The organism is Pontitalea aquivivens (assembly GCF_046507575.1).
GTDB lineage: Bacteria > Pseudomonadota > Alphaproteobacteria > Rhodobacterales > Rhodobacteraceae > Pontitalea > Pontitalea aquivivens.
Map to the genome: position 1 here is coordinate 19,937 of NZ_JBKFEY010000026.1, position 15,684 is coordinate 35,620.

General features: G+C 61.1%; 18 protein-coding genes. 9 read left to right on the top strand and 9 right to left on the bottom strand.

From position 1 onward, the window contains the following. From ACK8OU_RS17195 to ACK8OU_RS17220, 6 genes are all read right to left on the bottom strand, one after another. Complete coding sequence (locus ACK8OU_RS17195; RefSeq protein ID WP_410304629.1) at positions 1-591, bottom strand: DUF1819 family protein; 591 nt, start codon at positions 589-591, stop codon at positions 1-3. A 16-nt stretch (positions 592-607) separates the two neighbouring features. Next, positions 608-787 carry a hypothetical protein gene (locus ACK8OU_RS17200; RefSeq protein WP_410304630.1) on the bottom strand — a complete coding sequence of 60 codons (180 nt, stop codon included), beginning with the start codon at positions 785-787 and terminating at the stop codon, positions 608-610. A 424-nt stretch (positions 788-1,211) separates the two neighbouring features. Next, positions 1,212-2,036 carry a replication initiator protein A gene (locus ACK8OU_RS17205; protein ID WP_410304631.1) on the bottom strand — a complete coding sequence of 275 codons (825 nt, stop codon included), beginning with the start codon at positions 2,034-2,036 and terminating at the stop codon, positions 1,212-1,214. Continuing rightward, positions 2,033-2,299 (bottom strand): ribbon-helix-helix protein, encoded by a 267-nt coding sequence (locus ACK8OU_RS17210; RefSeq protein ID WP_410304632.1) that lies wholly within the window; start codon positions 2,297-2,299, stop codon positions 2,033-2,035. Before ACK8OU_RS17210 ends, ACK8OU_RS17205 begins: the two co-directional genes overlap by 4 nt. Beyond that, positions 2,283-2,960 (bottom strand): ParA family protein, encoded by a 678-nt coding sequence (locus tag ACK8OU_RS17215; protein ID WP_165616933.1) that lies wholly within the window; start codon positions 2,958-2,960, stop codon positions 2,283-2,285. Before ACK8OU_RS17215 ends, ACK8OU_RS17210 begins: the two co-directional genes overlap by 17 nt. 109 nt (positions 2,961-3,069) lie before the next feature. Continuing rightward, the gene (locus ACK8OU_RS17220; RefSeq protein WP_410304633.1) at positions 3,070-3,846 is read right to left on the bottom strand and encodes a hypothetical protein; all 777 of its coding nucleotides are present in this window, start codon (positions 3,844-3,846) and stop codon (positions 3,070-3,072) included. Positions 3,847-3,930: 84 nt separating this feature from the next. On the opposite strand from ACK8OU_RS17220, the gene ACK8OU_RS17225 reads away from it, so the two are divergent. From ACK8OU_RS17225 to ACK8OU_RS17235, 3 genes are all read left to right on the top strand, one after another. Continuing rightward, positions 3,931-4,536, top strand: coding sequence for a tyrosine-type recombinase/integrase (locus ACK8OU_RS17225; protein ID WP_410304634.1), 606 nt, complete (start codon positions 3,931-3,933; stop codon positions 4,534-4,536). Between the two features lie 2 nt (positions 4,537-4,538). After that, positions 4,539-4,754 (top strand): WGR domain-containing protein, encoded by a 216-nt coding sequence (locus ACK8OU_RS17230; protein ID WP_410304635.1) that lies wholly within the window; start codon positions 4,539-4,541, stop codon positions 4,752-4,754. 202 nt (positions 4,755-4,956) lie between these two features. Further along, complete coding sequence (locus tag ACK8OU_RS17235; protein WP_410304636.1) at positions 4,957-6,276, top strand: Fic family protein; 1,320 nt, start codon at positions 4,957-4,959, stop codon at positions 6,274-6,276. Positions 6,277-6,393: 117 nt separating this feature from the next. Here the strand turns inward: ACK8OU_RS17235 and ACK8OU_RS17240 are convergent, their stop codons facing one another. Continuing rightward, on the bottom strand, positions 6,394-6,975 hold the full coding sequence (locus ACK8OU_RS17240) for a recombinase family protein (RefSeq protein WP_149142016.1): 582 nt from the start codon (positions 6,973-6,975) through the stop codon (positions 6,394-6,396). Between the two features lie 97 nt (positions 6,976-7,072). Between ACK8OU_RS17240 and ACK8OU_RS17245 the strand changes: the two genes are divergently transcribed. Together ACK8OU_RS17245 and ACK8OU_RS17250 are read left to right on the top strand one after the other, a co-directional pair. Next, the gene (locus tag ACK8OU_RS17245; RefSeq protein ID WP_410304637.1) at positions 7,073-8,554 is read left to right on the top strand and encodes a Mu transposase C-terminal domain-containing protein; all 1,482 of its coding nucleotides are present in this window, start codon (positions 7,073-7,075) and stop codon (positions 8,552-8,554) included. After that, on the top strand, positions 8,551-9,375 hold the full coding sequence (locus ACK8OU_RS17250) for an AAA family ATPase (RefSeq protein ID WP_410304638.1): 825 nt from the start codon (positions 8,551-8,553) through the stop codon (positions 9,373-9,375). Before ACK8OU_RS17245 ends, ACK8OU_RS17250 begins: the two co-directional genes overlap by 4 nt. Before the next feature lie 92 nt (positions 9,376-9,467). On the opposite strand, the gene ACK8OU_RS17255 is transcribed toward ACK8OU_RS17250, so the two are convergent. Both ACK8OU_RS17255 and ACK8OU_RS17260 read right to left on the bottom strand, forming a co-directional pair. Next, positions 9,468-10,718 (bottom strand): abortive infection family protein, encoded by a 1,251-nt coding sequence (locus tag ACK8OU_RS17255; RefSeq protein ID WP_410304639.1) that lies wholly within the window; start codon positions 10,716-10,718, stop codon positions 9,468-9,470. Between the two features lie 133 nt (positions 10,719-10,851). After that, the gene (locus ACK8OU_RS17260; RefSeq protein ID WP_410304640.1) at positions 10,852-11,406 is read right to left on the bottom strand and encodes a helix-turn-helix domain-containing protein; all 555 of its coding nucleotides are present in this window, start codon (positions 11,404-11,406) and stop codon (positions 10,852-10,854) included. 155 nt (positions 11,407-11,561) lie between these two features. On the opposite strand from ACK8OU_RS17260, the gene ACK8OU_RS17265 reads away from it, so the two are divergent. The 4 genes from ACK8OU_RS17265 to ACK8OU_RS17280 form a co-directional block, all read left to right on the top strand. Further along, complete coding sequence (locus tag ACK8OU_RS17265; RefSeq protein ID WP_410304641.1) at positions 11,562-12,377, top strand: NYN domain-containing protein; 816 nt, start codon at positions 11,562-11,564, stop codon at positions 12,375-12,377. 7 nt (positions 12,378-12,384) lie between these two features. Further along, the gene (locus ACK8OU_RS17270; RefSeq protein ID WP_410304642.1) at positions 12,385-13,314 is read left to right on the top strand and encodes a hypothetical protein; all 930 of its coding nucleotides are present in this window, start codon (positions 12,385-12,387) and stop codon (positions 13,312-13,314) included. Positions 13,315-13,847: 533 nt separating this feature from the next. Then, positions 13,848-14,222: a hypothetical protein gene (locus tag ACK8OU_RS17275; RefSeq protein WP_410304643.1), complete on the top strand. Its 375-nt coding sequence runs from the start codon at positions 13,848-13,850 to the stop codon at positions 14,220-14,222. A gap of 809 nt (positions 14,223-15,031) precedes the next feature. Next, positions 15,032-15,684, top strand: a 653-nt coding sequence (locus ACK8OU_RS17280; RefSeq protein WP_410304644.1) for a metallophosphoesterase, incomplete at its 3' end; no start/stop codon positions are given.

A 15,684-nucleotide genomic window follows, 5' to 3' on the forward strand; every position in this document is an offset into this window, starting at 1 on the left:
TCAGCCCCCTCCCGGGATCAGGTCGAGCCCGGACCCGGGGTCCGAGGCGAAGAGGTCCCGCAACGCCCCGCTCAGGCGGGGCGCGCTGACCCGGTTCTCCGCGTCGATCAGCTCCGCCTCCCGCAGCATCCGGAACGCCCCGCTGCGCAGGCGAGCGCGGGTGCTGGGCTCAAGTCGGGCGATCTCCTCCGCATGCACCCCTTTTGCGTCGAGGAGGGCGTCAAAATCGGTCACCCTGATCTCCGGCTGGAAGGTCCGGAGCCGCTCATCGAGCACCTCGCGGGCGAACTCGGCGAGGATCCGGTACTTCCGGCAGGCGGCCACCCACATGAGGGCGCGCGCGTCCGTCATCCCGGCGGAGGCGAGGAGGGCGATCTCCGGGTCGGTCAGCCGGGTAAGCCGGCCCACCACCTCGTTGCGGATCCGCTTGACGGAGCTCGCCCCGCCGCGGGCCACGAAGACCCCGGCCGGGACCGCGTGGCGGACCTCGTCCCAGGGGGAGCCCGCCGCGCGCAGCTTCGCGAGCGCGATCCCCTCGAAGAGGAACAGGCCGCCGACGGTGAAGGAGAGGGTGTAGGGGGGAGGGGTCACTCGTACAGCTCTCTCATCAGCGCGTTTCTTCTATTTTTTTCAAAAGGTTGAAGCCTCGCTTGAAGGCCTCAACCTGTGTAAGCCCCCGAGCCGCGCACCACACTTTGAAATCGCGACGTTCCCGTTCTGTGATTTTGAAGTTGAGGGCTACAAGCTCATCGAGCTCATCATCGTCCTCCTGGTTCTTCTCAGCCATTTTCAGGTCTCCCCATCGGTATCACCATCTTCGTAGGCGGATTTCTTTATTTCAAGGTAACCGCATGCTGGGGTTCTGTCACCTGTGAAGCGTGGGTTTTCCACATTTCTGTGGGGGTCTTGTGGCGCGGTACTGCTCTCTCTTCGTTAACCCGACTTATCCACAGACCCCTGACCTTCCCCGGTCAGTTAAAATAATTGTTATATAAGTTAGGCCGAATCAGTTTCGATGATTATTATAATCATATCAGTGCGTTACTTATCTCTCCCTTTGTGTGATGCACCGCGATTCGGTGTTTGATGCACCGCGATTCTGGTGTGTGATGCACCGTCCCAGCCCACGTTTTCTCATCTAGGAAGTGTGTGATGCACCGTGGGGCTTCCGGCTCCAACGGTGCGCATGGCGCAGTGTGTGATGCACCGTGTCATAAGAGGAGCCTTCGCCACTCCATCCGGACCAGGGGGCCGTTCGCTCCAACCTCTTCTGATAGTGAGTACGTGGGGAGAGCATCACGCTTGATCGCAGCTCTCAGATCACGGGCGAACTGTCCGTATGGCGCTGGTGACCCACTCCGCTTGTGTAGGTCCTTGAACGTAAACACCCATCCGTCCCTGTTATCGATGCCGTTCCCCGCATGCCTTCGGGCTAGTCTGTAAAGGAACCGGTCCAGACCCCGGGTCAGCTCGAAGTACAGTGGTGAGATCGCCAGCACCTCCCTGCCCTCTACTACCGCTCGGTGTATCCAGCGCGGAAGCGTCATCTGGGCCCCGAGCGGGCGGCCTTGATCGTCCTCTTCCAAGGTATAATCGGCCAAGAGGTTGAAGACCTCGTTTCGATCCTTGTCGCGCCGGCGCAGCGTGGTCTCGATACGTGTTCCCTGGAGCCGTTTGATCGCGGCCTTGAACTGCTTGTAGTTTTTTCCACCAGTGGAGTGACCGATCGACTTCATGAGGTCATATGGGCGGAACGTGATGGTTGGTCCCGGCTTCTGTCCGCGCTCCACCCCAGCGTTGATCTGTGAGATCGCCCAGAGGATGATGTCAAAGTCATAGATCGTAGCGATCCCGCCGGTTTCCTCGGAGGCCGTTATAAGCACGCTCTGGCCCGAAGGCCCTTCCCATTCAAGCCTTTTAGGGCTTCGCTTCGCGAGGCTGACCATCGGAGCTGACATCATCTCACGATCATCCCGGAGCGGAACATCCCCGATGATCGCAACGAAGAGATCCAGCTGCTCCTTCGGGGTGCTCATGAGCTCTGCTCGAATTTGTCCATCAGGATTTTCAGCATATCAGCATAGGTCCGCCTGTCTTCCTTACAGAGCGCCTGGAACCTTTTGATCGTGCTCAACGGACCCTTAATGCTGATCTGTCCGTCCATCAGGGGCTCCCGGCTGGGCCAGCGATCCACGCGATGACTGACCGGTCCAGTATCGACGTCAGCCTCCCTGTTGACAGGCGCCGGACCGGATGGCTCAAATTTCTGAAGACGTCTGAGATCAAGAGGCTTGGGCATCGTAGTTTCCTTCAAGAATTTCAATCACCTCCGCAGCGAACGCTTCGGCGTTCAGGATGGCTTTATCTATCCCGGAGACGTCCTCCGGGTTGAGCTGTCGGAGGCCGCCGCCGGCATTGTGAAGGGAGGAGAAGGCTGTCCTGCGGTGCAGTTCGGTCTTGAAGATCCGGCCGGCTTTATGAAGCTCGGTGCTGATGTGTTTTTCCAGCTTACTCTTCACGGCCGCGGCTGTCCGGGCCAGCAGGATCGCCGCAGGGATCTCTCTACGACGCGCCCTGCCCTCCATCTTGATTTCGGCCAGCGTGTCGATCGCCGCATCGGCGTCCTGCTGCTCCTCCCCCGACGGGATGATGACCAGGTCAGATTCAGCGATCGCGAAGGAAGTGAGCCTACTCGCGGAACCCTCTAGGTCGATCAGAACGAAGGCCGCGCGACTTTTCGCGTCATCGATCTCCGTTTGGATAGTGCGCTCTCCCCCGCTCGCGACAACATGAAGATTTGGGGGCAACGGGCTCAAGGTAGACCAGCGGAGCAGCCGCTGAGCCGGATCGGCGTCGATCATGATCACGCTCGCCCCCTCGGCGAGCTCAGTTCCAAGCACGATCGCGGATGTCGTTTTTCCCGCCCCGCCCTTGGACGATGCGAATGAAATGACAGGCATGGCGCCCCTCCTTTTTTGGAAGTTTATCATGAATTAGGTACCTCCACAATGGTACGGCCTGCCTACCCTACCCTACGCTACCTTATGGTACCCTAGAGTAGAGTTGGGGCTAGCTTGCTATTAGTAGGTCGACAGCCGAGGCCCGGACCCGCTGGGCTAGGGGGTCGTGAAAAACCCCCAGCAGCCGCCCACCGCTTTCGCCTGTCACCCACCCATCCCCCCACCTCCACCCTTCGAAGAAAACCCAATCCACGAGGTGGTCGCGCACGAACGGGTCAGTGTGTTCGGCGTATATGGTGTGGATCTGGGCCCTGATCGTGTCCGGGATGTCGGTGACTGCTCGGTCCACCTGCGCCGAAAACGCCTCTTCACCGGGTGGTGGGGCTTCCTCCGGGGCCTTGCGCCACAGGACCACTGTGGCCGCATCTGTCCAGGTCCCGCCGGACGCGAGCCCCATGAGGTTCAGAAGGGCCTTCGTTTCCGGGTCCGCTGTGCTCGGACCGGTCTCGTCTGTCGGCTTGGACCGGGGGTGCCTGAGCTTGAGTCGGCCTGACTGCACCGCAACGGAGAGCGCGACACACGCCAGGTCGTCCCATCGCGGCAGCACCGAGGGCGCAACCGGCGTGGGGCGGAGGTGGGCGCCGCGCGCCGTCTCGGTCGCATACCCGAGCGCCTCGAGGGCCTCGCAGGACATCTGCCAGGCGGAGATATGGCTGTGATCGAGCTCCCCGGAGGCGCCGGGCGTATGGGCGATCAGATATGCGGCGACAGCCGTCGCCTGGTCTGCGGTCAGCATGTGCGTCTCCCCTGTTTCCCCGATCTCGACGAGCTCGTTTCCAGTCTGATTTAACACTATTACCAATAGTGTTAACACATCGATCGCCATTCCGGCGCATGAGCCGCCGGATCGGCAGGGCAGGGGCCCCATCGGGGATTCCCTGTTTAACAGTATTCAGGTATTCTGTTCATTATGTCCGAAATGCGCCTCCACGACCCCTCCGGAAACCGGCTCTATCTCAACGGTGAGGAACGCGCGAACTTCCTCGCCGCGGCCCGGCGCCAGCCTGCCCGGGACCGGACCTTGTGTGAGGTCCTGCACTGGACCGGGTGCCGCCCCTCGGAGGCCTTGGAGATCACCCCGTCTCGGGTCGACCTCTCCGGCGGCACCATCGCGATCCGCTCCCTCAAGAAACGCAAAGACGCGTCGGGTCAGCAGAAGGTCGTGTTCCGCTCCGTCCCGGTTCCCGGGGAGTTCCTCGACACGTTGAACACAGCGCATGGTGTTCGCGAAGCGCAGAAGTCACGCAAGAAGGCCGCCACCCCGATCTGGGATATCTCCCGCGTCCGGACCTGGCAGATCGTCACGCGCGTGATGGAGGAGGCGGGGATCCCGGATGGGCCCCACAGATCCCCGAAGGGCCTCAGGCATGCGTTCGGCGTTCATGCGGTCGTCCAGGGCGTCCCCTTGCACATGCTCCAGCGCTGGCTCGGCCACGCGCAACTGAGCACCACCGCGCTCTATGCGGAGGCCGTCGGGAAGGAAGAACAGCATATCGCCGCCCGGATGTGGGGGTAGGGATGGACCTGACCCGGACCGACGCCTCGCAGAACGTGAACCGGTTCTACCGGATGGAGATCGCGCCCGGTCTCTTCGGAGACTGGGCCCTGGTCCGGGAGTGGGGCCGGATCGGCCAGCCCGGGCAGGTCCGGGTCGACTGGTACGAGACCGAGGCTGCCGCGAAGGACGCCCGGTTCGACATCCTCATGAAGAAGGCGAAGCGGGGCTACGAGTAGCCGGGGGCCGGACGGCTCGGGTCCGGGTTCTGGCTGCGTTGATCTGTGCTCTCCTGAATTTATCCTTCATTCATTCAGGAACGGGTATTTCGAGAAGTATGGTTGTATTACAGTATCTTGAGAGATGTGATTGTTTCACGGACCTTGTATGGCTGCCGGAACCGCGCTACATGAATAAATAATGAATATATGAGTTAGCCCCATGCATGCCATCCTCGAGATCCGCAATCTGACCCCGCAGGAACGCGCCGTCATGGACGCTCTGCTGCGCAGCCCGGACCCTGTCAGCCAGCGCGAGCTGATGTCCCGCATGCGCGACGCCCCCAGTCAGGCGACGATGTCCCGCGTGATGTCCGGGCTGATTAGCAGGGGCCTTCTCCTCAAGGAGGGAGAGACCCGGGGTGCCCGGTTCTCGCTCACGCAGGACGCGCGACGCGTGGCGACGGATCCCAGGCGGCGCACTCCGATCCCCTACGACCCCGACCGGATCGGCGGCTATGTGCCGAACCAGACACGTTGGCTCCCTGAGGAGGCAGCCGCCCGGATGCGGGACGCCGTGGAACAGGCCGGGGGACAGCGACTTGATGCCTCCACATACAGCAGGGCGATCGCGGAGAGATTTCTGATCGACCTATCGTGGGCGTCCTCGAACCTAGAGGGGAACACCTATGATCATCTCTCGACGGAGATGCTGATCAAGTACGGCGAAAGCGCCTCCGGCCGGGACCGGTTGGAGACGGCGATGATCCTCAACCACAAGGCGGCGATCTCCCTGATGATGGAGGGGCTCGACGGCGCGTTCCCGGACGCCGGGTCCGTTCAGCGCCGTCACGTCCTCATGATGCGGGATCTGCTGGATCCGGCCGACCTCGGCAGCGTCCGCAGGGGCGCGGTGCAGATCTCTGCGACCAGCTACCGCCCCTCCTCCGACTATGTTCTGCTCACGGCCGGCCTCAGCGACCTTCTGGCCAAGGCCGGTCAGGTCGAGGACCCGTTCGAGGCGTCGTTCCTCCTGCTCGCGGGCCTCTCCTACCTGCAAGCCTTCGGGGACGGGAACAAGCGGATGGGTCGGCTCCTCTCGAACGAGCCGCTGCTCCGGGCGGGCCTGCCTCCGCTCTCCTTCATCGGGATCGACAAGACCCCCTACATCCTCGGGCTGATCGAGTTCTATGAGGTCGGCTCGACCGGTCTTCTCGGGCAGGCGATCGCCGGGTCCTACGAGATGACGGCGCCGGACTACATCCAGGCGGTGACCGTCCAGCGGGTCCCGCATGGGTTGGAGCTGCGTGAACGCGGTCGTATCGCGGAGGCGTTAGGCCGGCTGTTTCGCAACAGGACACCGGACGCGGGGATCCCAGGCCTGGTCGATGAGGTTTTCGGGGACCTGAACGAGGCGGACCGGGGCAAGATGGCCGAGATCCTCACCGATACGGCGGATCGGGCCTCTCCCGCCTCCGCCTTCCTGTACGGGGTCACGGAGGTGGATATCCGAGAGAGGAACGCTGCCAACCGAGGCGCGTGATTGATGACGCCTGCGTGTCTGCAAACCTACCTGGTTTCGTCGTGGGCTTCTGTCCCGGCCAACCTGTTGAAATCCGGCATGTGAGCTTCACCGGTAAATGGCGGGTTTTCTTGATCGTTATGTGGCGGCGGGCTGACGCTGGAGGGTTCTGTAGACGGTCGGTCGTGAGACTGAGAAGACCTCGGCAAGGTCGCTGACGGAATAGTCGCCGGTGTCATACATGCGGCGGAGTTCTCGGGACTGACGGTCGGAGAGTTTGGGCTGCTTGCCGCGCAACTTCCCCTTGGCGCGGGCCACGGCCATCCCTTCTCGGGTGCGCATGCGGATCAGGTCCGACTCGAATTCCGCGAAGGTGGCGAGGATGTTGAAGAACATCTTCCCCATGGGGTCGGCCGGATCATAGACCGACGCGCCGAGCGCCAGATTGACGCCCCGCGCCTGCAACTGGTCTGCGATGTCGCGGGCATCGGGAACGGAGCGCGCCAGCCGGTCCAGCTTCGGCACGACAAGCGTGTCCCCTTCGCGCACGGCGGCGAGGGCTTGATCCAAGCCTGGGCGGGCCCGGTTCGTGCCGGTCAGCCCGTGGTCAGTATAGATCCGATCCGGGGAGACACCGAGATTTTCGAGCGCCTGCTTCTGCGCCGACAGGTCCTGCCGGTCGGTCGAGCAGCGCGCGTATCCGATTTTTGTGGAAGCCATGGCATGATTGTACGGATAAGGGGCCTCTTTTGCAAATTTAATCGTACCAGTTTTATGATACAGTCAAGGTGCTGATTTTCATGGGAAGCGACCCGCCGTGTCAAACTGTCCGCTGATCGATCCTCTTACGGACAGCCTCGCCGGCCTGACCGAGGCCGAGCGCAGCGACGCGATGCGCCGGTTCGAGGCGATCCGCCCTCATGTTCTGCACGGCGTCTCCCTCACCGAGCTGGCACGGAACACCGGGCTTCCTTTGCGCAGCCTACAGAGGTGGGCGACACGTTACCGGACAGGCGGTATCTCACGTCTTGCACGCTGTCGACGTTCGGATACCGGGAAACGCCGTCTGGCTTCGGACCTCGTAGCGGTGATTGAGGGCCTTGCCCTCGGCAAGCCGCGCCTTTCCGTGGCGGCTATTCATCGGCGCGTCTCGGTGATGGCCGCTGCGCAGGCGTGGCCGGTGCCTTCCTATTCCACTGTTTATGAGATCACGCGCGCGCTTGACCCGGCTCTCATCACGCTCGCCCATGACGGACCAGCGGCGTACCGGGACCGCTTCGAACTAATCCACCGTCACCACGCCGAGCGGCCGAACGCCATCTGGCAGGCCGATCATACTCAGCTCGACATCCTCGTGCTGGATGCCGACGGCGCGCCAGCACGGCCCTGGCTGACGCTCGTGGTCGATGATCGTTCCCGCGCCATCGCCGGATACTGCGTCTTCCTGGGTGCCCCCACCGCCCTACAGACCTCGCTTGCGCTGAGGCAAGCGATCTGGCGCAAGACCGATCCCGCCTGGCCCGTCTGTGGCGTACCCGATATCCTCCATGTTGATCATGGCAGCGACTTCACCAGCCGACATCTCGAACAGGTCGCTGCCGACCTCAGGATCGAGGTCGTCTTCTCCGGGGTCGGTCGCCCGCAGGGGCGCGGCAAGATCGAACGCCTGTTCGGGACGCTCAACACGGAACTCTTGCCGGAGCTGCCGGGATATCTCGTGGAGGGACGGCCGGCCAGCGCGACTGTCCTGTCGCTCTCCCAACTGGATGCCGCTGTCGGCGCCTACATCATCCACACTTATAATCTACGCGTTCACAGCGAGATCGGTGCCACCCCCAGAGACGCCTGGATTGCCGACGGCTGGATGCCGCGGATGCCCGACAGCCTCGAGGCGCTTGATCTCCTGCTGGTATCCGTCGCCGCCTCCCGGCGTGTTCGTCGCGACGGCATCCATTTCCAGGGCCTGCGCTACATGGACCCCACGCTCGCCGTCTATGTTGGGGAGGCCGTCACCATCCGTTACGACCCTCGCGACATAACTGAGATCCGCGTGTTCCATCGCGACCGGTTCCTCTGCCGGGCGATCAGCCCGGAACATGCGGATCGCACCATTTCTCTCAAGGACATCGAGCAGGCCCGCACGGCGCGTCGTCGCGCGCTCCGGGCCGATATTGCCACCAGGACGGCCAAGGTGGCGGCGTTCCTCCCGCAGCCGCAGCCTGCACAACAGACGCGCGGGAAGGCGCCGGTCCGCACGAAGCCGAAGCTCTCGCTCTACAAGGAGGATCGCCGCCCATGACCGTCGGGCGCCGCAGCACGGGCGCATTCATCGCAACCCGCGAACACAGACGGTTCGTCGAGTTCGCCGACGCCGTCCGCCGCCAGAGCACCATCGGGCTCTGCCACGGGCCGGCCGGCGTGGGGAAAACCCTGTCGGCCCGACGCTACGCCAACTGGGACCTTGCCGAGCCCCTTCTTACCGTGTGGGGGCCGCGAGAATCTTCCGACGAAAAGATCTACGCTGCGCTCGCCCGGTCGCGCACGCTCTTTTACACCCCTGCCGTCGCGGGTTCATTGACCGCGTTGCGCCAAGACCTCGTACCACTGATCAGCCGCGTCAACGCCTGCATCGACCAAGGCCTCGCGAGTCCAGGAACTCAGGCTGCCACATCACCCTTCGGTCGCATCGAGCTCGTCATCATCGACGAGGCGGAGCGCCTGACCAACACCGCGCTCGAATATCTCCGCGATCGGTTCGACCGCAGCGATATCGGCCTGATCCTGATCGGTATGCCCGGAATCGAGAAGCGCATGGGCCACTATCCGCAGCTCTACAGCCGTGTCGGGTTTTCGCATCGGTATCCACCACTCTCGCAGGAGGAGCTCCGCTTCGTGCTGACCCGCCACTGGAAGCGGCTCGGATCCGAGCTCGATCTGGACGACTTCACCGACAGTCAGGCGGCCGCCGCGATCGCGCGGCTGACGGGCGGCAACTTCCGCCTGCTCCAACGCCTTGTCGCTCAAATGGACCGTGTCCTGCGCATCAACGAGCTGACCACGATCACCGAAGACGTTGTCGAGGCCGCCGCCGGTGCCCTCGTTATCGGCCACGCCACATAGCGATCAAGAAACCCCGCCACTTACCGGTCAAGGTCACACCGGCAGGGCAGGGCGGTCCGGTCAAAAACGACCGTTTTTGATCTGGATCTCTCTTAAGGGGATTCAGCCTGGGACAGGTGACGGTCTAGTACGAAGTCAACGAAGGTGCTGGCCGCTCCGATAGCCAGCCGTGCATGGCGTGGCTGTAATCCCTTGAAGTCGCGACCCCGCCCATGCCCCTTCCCGTAGGCGTTACGCAGGGGGGCGAGGGAGTGTGCGATGTTTCCCAAGCTGGTCAGGATACCCCTGATCTCATTGGCGCCCTTAACATTATCGTCGATCCCGTCCGGCATGATCTTGATCTCCTTGCGCAGGAGTTTCAGTAGGTCGGGAATCTCGGCCCTCTCTGAATACGTCACCTTTCGGTCGTCCAAGATAAGCTTACAGCAGCTTTCCACGATTTCCTTCGCTAGCGCGATCGCCTCTCCGGGTTCACTATCGCCGATACGTTCGAGACGTCGCAGGTCTTCATAGAGCGTGTCCGAGTTGAGGGTCGCAGCCACGGCCTTGATGCGCTGAACTGATCTCCCCAAGGCATGAACCTTGCGCTGAGGAACATAGGCTGGTCGACCATCGATGATGGCATCCTCAACGAGTTCCCACCCGTCCGCACGCAGATGACCGTTGAAGGCCCGAGCGAGCGCATCTTGTTCTGCATCGTCTTTCCGAACGATGGGGTGGAGAACCTCGCAGATGAACTTCAAGAACATATCTTGATCAGCGGCATATAAACGGAAACGCGGATCGCTGTAGATCCAGTCTTTCGACCAGTCAAAGTTGTTGACGCAGTGCTGCCAGATATCCTGTTCAGCGTTTTGATACCGGCTGTCGCAAGATGGCAGGGAAGTCAGATCAAATACGCGACTGAGGAAGGCGACCTCATCCAGCGCTCCGTACCAGACGGTATCTCTGGCCCTCATCTCATCGAGAATGGCCGCACGCGTCCGCTCGCCCAACTTACCGTCTGGCAGTCGCCGCCCTGGTGGCGGCGCACGCATCGGAGAGATTTCCGCTCTCACCCAGTATCCGTTATCCTTGCCCGTGACGAGCTCTAGGTTCTTGGAGATGATTTCCGCGATCCCATCCCGACGATCTTCGATCGATACAAAAACGCTGACCGGTACACGAAGGAAGACAGTCCAGAGCTCAGTTCCACCGTTCCAATTATCATGACCGACCTCTGCGATCTCGATATCCGCTTGGCTCAGGGCGCGAAGAGCATCGCTCTCGCCTTTCTGCCTGAGCAACTCCGCCACAGTGGGTAGGCTACCCTCGATTTCACGTCTGATGCTTAAATATCTCATCCCTGATCGAATTCCTGCTCGAAACTGAGAGAACCCCAAGTGGGGTCAGTGGAGGTCCTAGAAAAGAACGCCCCGGCGCCGAAGCGCCGGGGACGAAACTGAGTGGCACCCGAAGCCCAGAGATCCACATAACTCAAGAGCCAGGGGTGCCACTCTGTGAGGTGCTGGAACCGTCCGGCACCCCATCTTCATCCCTACGCACACGCCGGACCTGATAGTCCGCGTCTGATTTGGCCAGCTCCGTGAGCTTCTCCACCAGAGGCGTCGGATCGAGATATGTTCGATCACCCTGCTTGACCCGCATGAGGAGACCGAGTTCCTCAAGTTGGTTTGTTGATCTCTGAACCGTTCGTGGGGTGATCCCCATTCGCTTGGAAATGGTCGTTGAACGAGGGAAGGGCTTCTTTGAAGGGTACCACCAGTGCATCAGCACGTTCAGCAGGACGACCAAGTCGGTGGGGGACAACCCGAGCGCAGCTTGGTTCTTCAAGAGAAGATCAGGTACCGCCTGAAAACCGGCTATGCTGGCCTCCCCGTACTTCGCATACACAGCGGACCCCAAGGTGAGGTCCGGTCCGCGCTGCGAAGATGTCGGTGCGTTCTCCATAATCCGCAAAATACATAATTTTTTGTTGATTACAAGATATCTGTTTTTATGACGACCTGTGTGTCGTTTTTTATGCGTCATCTGCGTCGCCGTAGGTTATCGGAACCTCTCCAAGACCTCTTGAATGGAAGGTTCCCTTGCGCTTTCTATAGGGTATCCGCCCTGCCGAAGTAGGTCTCTCCGCTGATCCTGGGGATGTACCGAACGGTGGGGCTTTTTTGTTTCAAGAGGTTCGGATGCGCATCCGCAGAGTTTCCGTTCTCATCGACGGAGGGTTCTTCTACAAGCGCATCAAAGCCTGGCCTGGAGTGGATAGGACCGATCCAGCCAAGGTCGCGGACGCGGCCCGCTACATGTGTAAGCGTCACGTCCAGAAGCTGATCGGGGAACAGAAAGACCAACAGGACAGCCGCTGGCTCGACCACGTCTATCGCCTGTTCTACTACGACGCGCACCCTTATGAGGGGACGCCTCATCATCCGTTTATGAACCGGCAGGTCAAGTTTGCTGAAACCGAAGAGGCTCGGTTTCGCCGAGAGTTGTTCGACCACCTACGGAAAAAACGGAAATTCGCGCTGCGACTGGGGTCAGTGATCGCCGAGAAGAAGTCCTGGCAGCCCTATGATCGTTACATGAAGGATCTTCTGAAGATCTGGCATCACGCAGAGTACCTGCGCGGTGTCCTCGAAGACCCAAGCCAGATGGACCAAGCGAAGTCCGCCGCCGCGCTAAAGGCCCTGGAGGCGTGGACTGGCCTTCCTGAGGATGGGATCGCCTACCCCTTGCGTCAAAAGGGGGTGGATATGCGTATTGGCCTCGACATCAGCACCATGACGTTGAAACGACAGGTCGACACAATCGTACTTGTGACCGGCGACAGTGATTTCGTCCCTGCCGCGAAAATGGCGCGGAGAGAGGGTGTTGAGTTTATCCTCGACCCGATGTGGCAGAGCGTTAGCCCCGATCTCAATGAGCACGTAGACGGGATCACATCAGGCCTTGATAAACCGACCCAGAACGGCGGGTTGGATATGCCCGCCGACCCGAACTAGGGAAATCATGTCGAAGGCCAGGTTCGAGATCGCGTTCGAGGGGGACCCGTTTGACAACGGGGAGATCGACGTACGCGACCTCGCGCCGACCCTGCTCGCCTTCGGGACCCTGATCCAGTCCGCAAATCGCGCCCTGAACGGTGATCGGGCGGATGCCCGGCTGAGCGTCTCCTCGACTGAACGAGGCTCTTTCGTGGCGGCCCTTGTTACGGATGTGAGCTGGCTGACGGATATGCTTGACGCCGTCACCGCGAACCCGGACCGGGTCGTCGCAGCTGACCAGCTGATGGACCTCCTGATCAAAGGGGGGACGATCGTCGGTGGAGGAGCCGCCGGGGCCGTTGGCCTTTTCGCGGCTGTGAAGAAGCTCCGGGGGCGACGGCCGGAGAAGGTCGAACCCATCGGAGACGGAACGACCCGCATCACGGTGGGTGATACCACCCTGATCGTCGTGAACCCGGTCGTGAACCTTTTGAAGGACCTGCCCACACGTGAGGCCCTCGAGGAGATCGGCACGCGCGCCTCGAAGGTTGAGGGGCTTCGGAGCCTGCGGATAGGAGCGGAGAGCGAGGGGACCGAACCGGTCCGGCTCGAACGGTCGGACCTCCCCTCCCTGCGCGTCCCTCCGGAGCCGGACGAGCCGGACACGCAAGTCAGCCACCGCGAGGCCTGGCTCCGGATCGTGTCGGTCCACTTCCGGGACGGGTACAAGTGGCGCTTCAGCGATGGGGGCGAGCGTCCCTTTACGGCCGAGATGGAGGACACCGACTTCCGGAACAGGGTCCAGGAGGGCCAGCTGGCCCTCAACGCGAATGACGCGATCCGGTGCCGCATCCGGGAGGAGCAGTCCCTGTCCGCGACGACCCTGCTGAAGACCCTGTTCATCGAGGAGGTGCTTGAGCACCGGCCAGGGGCACGGCAGCTTACCCTCATGTGACTGATTTAACTAAGAAGTCTCCTGAACACGGCGTGTTACAGTAACGCTCCGTTACGGCCCTGTTACGGACCTTTGTAACAGACGTAAATCATTGAAAAGAAAGGAATGTTTCTATATCTATCTATGGGTGTTACAAAGATAAATATATAAGTACACGCGCACACGCCCATACAGGCACACGCAGGCGCACATAGGCGCACGCACACAACCCATTTATCCTGGGATTTTCTCGTAATCTGTTACACAATTGATTTTTGATGATTTTTCCTGTTACGGACGCATAGAGCGTAACGGGAAAGGAAGAACCGTTCGCTAGCGTGGCTGGACCGGACATGCCTTCACTCAGGCAGTGATCGCGGACTAAGGCCCTGGGGTCGCGCAAAACGCGCGCAACTCTAGCGCGGGCGCGAACTGTTTTCGAAAAACTATTTCTAATCAAATATTTATTGGGTGGTTCTGTAGATTCTGTTTCGGTTTTTCACGCAACCTGGCGAATCTTCTTCTTGTGACCACAAGAGAAAAGGAGATGCGTCATGACTGCCCGTCCCGAGTTCCCGCTGATCGTCGTAACCCCGGTCGATTCGGAGATCCGCCTTATCCAGATCGGCCCCGGGGTGAACGCGGCCGAGGAGCCGCTCCTGTCGCATGCGGGCCTCGCCTGCGAGCTAGGCGGGAAGATTGAGGTGGCGATGACCGGGATCACCGGCACCTCCGAGCTGATCCGTCAGTTCCTGACCACGGTTGGGAACGACCTGACCCGCGAGGTCCTGACCGCGCTCGCCAAGGAGCTGAACAACCCGGTCCGTCGCTTTGGGGTCCGCCCGGCGATGCGGACCCGGATCGATCAGATCCGGACCGACCTCGATGATACCCCGAAATCGGACCCGTCTGACACGCCAGAACCCTGAGCGAACCATTGCGGATAGTCCGCATCCCGGCCGGGCACGATCGGGATCAGCACCGGTTACGGGGAGTCCCGGGGGAGGAAGCTATCGAAGCGTTTTGCGATGAGATCGAGTTTGTCCTGAACTTCGAGAAGTTGTGCGGCGACGTAAGGTTTCCGAACTTTAGCGAGTTGAGCCTCCCGGCACCTTGACCCGCTCTTTCCAATACCCCCCACAAGAATGGTAAAACCTGATGTGAAGGGATGGGTACGGTCGCCGAGGAGCTGAGCGAGCGGACTGGGTCGGACCAGCACGCGCGATAGGATATGCATTTAGGTCAGCGAACCTGACTGACAGGAACCCAGACAGTCTCGTCATGACCCGTCTTGCAATAAGGGATCAGGACCTGTCACCGATCTATGAGGTGACCTGGTACGACTTACGAAGAAGATGGGTTATGTGTATTTTGCAAAAAACAAATAACTTCAATAGCTTAACTTGATACAAGCATTGACGAGTCGGCCTATTCTTGATATTGCTCGGTTAGTCTGACGTCTCAGACACCTCACTGAAGCGAGGACACTGTCAATAAATGAAGGTCGGTGCTGGACGCCGCACAGCCTATGCTGTGCGCGGTATCTTCGCGCCTGCGGAGAATACGAACAGATGGCTCCCCTGACATACCCGGTCTTATCGCCGGACCTCTTCTTTCCGGGAGGCTATCATCGACGCCGCCGGGCGGGGGCATGTCAGCCTCCGCCAGATCCGCCGCATCCTCGAGCAGCTCGGGGCGGCCGATCCCCAGATCCTGCACTGATTGGAGGAGGACCCACATGGCTCTGATGGCGGTGGTCGCTGACACGCATTTCGATAACTGGGGCAGGTGGGCTGTGGACCCGCTCACCGCCGAGGGACTCGATATTCTGATCAGTCAGCGCGAACCCGACCTTCTTGTCGTCGCCGGGGACCTTTCAAACGACCCGGTCCGGACCTGGCCCAAGGCCCTTGCGCGCCTCGGACGGCTCATCGATCCAGCGAAGCTTGTTATCATTCCAGGCAATCATGATTACTATTCGTTCAGGCTGGACGGTGAACATCTCCTCCGCGAGATGTGTTCGGACGCAGGCGTTCGCTTCGCTCAGAAAGAAGAAATCCGGCTTGGCAAAACCCGGATCCTCTGCTGCACCCTATGGACCGATTTTGCGCTGACAGGCGATGTCCGGCACGCGGCGGAAACGGCCGCGCGCGTGATGTACGATTACCGCCTGATCCACACCGGCGTGTCTGGCCTGCCCTTTGGTCGCCAGGACACACGCCTGATCACGCCGCAGGACATCCTGATGGCCCATCGGGATCACAGGGCGTGGCTCGAAGGGGCCCTCCGGGCACCCCATTTCGCCGGGGACGAGGGACGGACCATCGTCGTCACGCACCACGGGCCGAGCCCGGCGACCGCCGCCGGCGAAATCGACCGCCTGACGCCGTC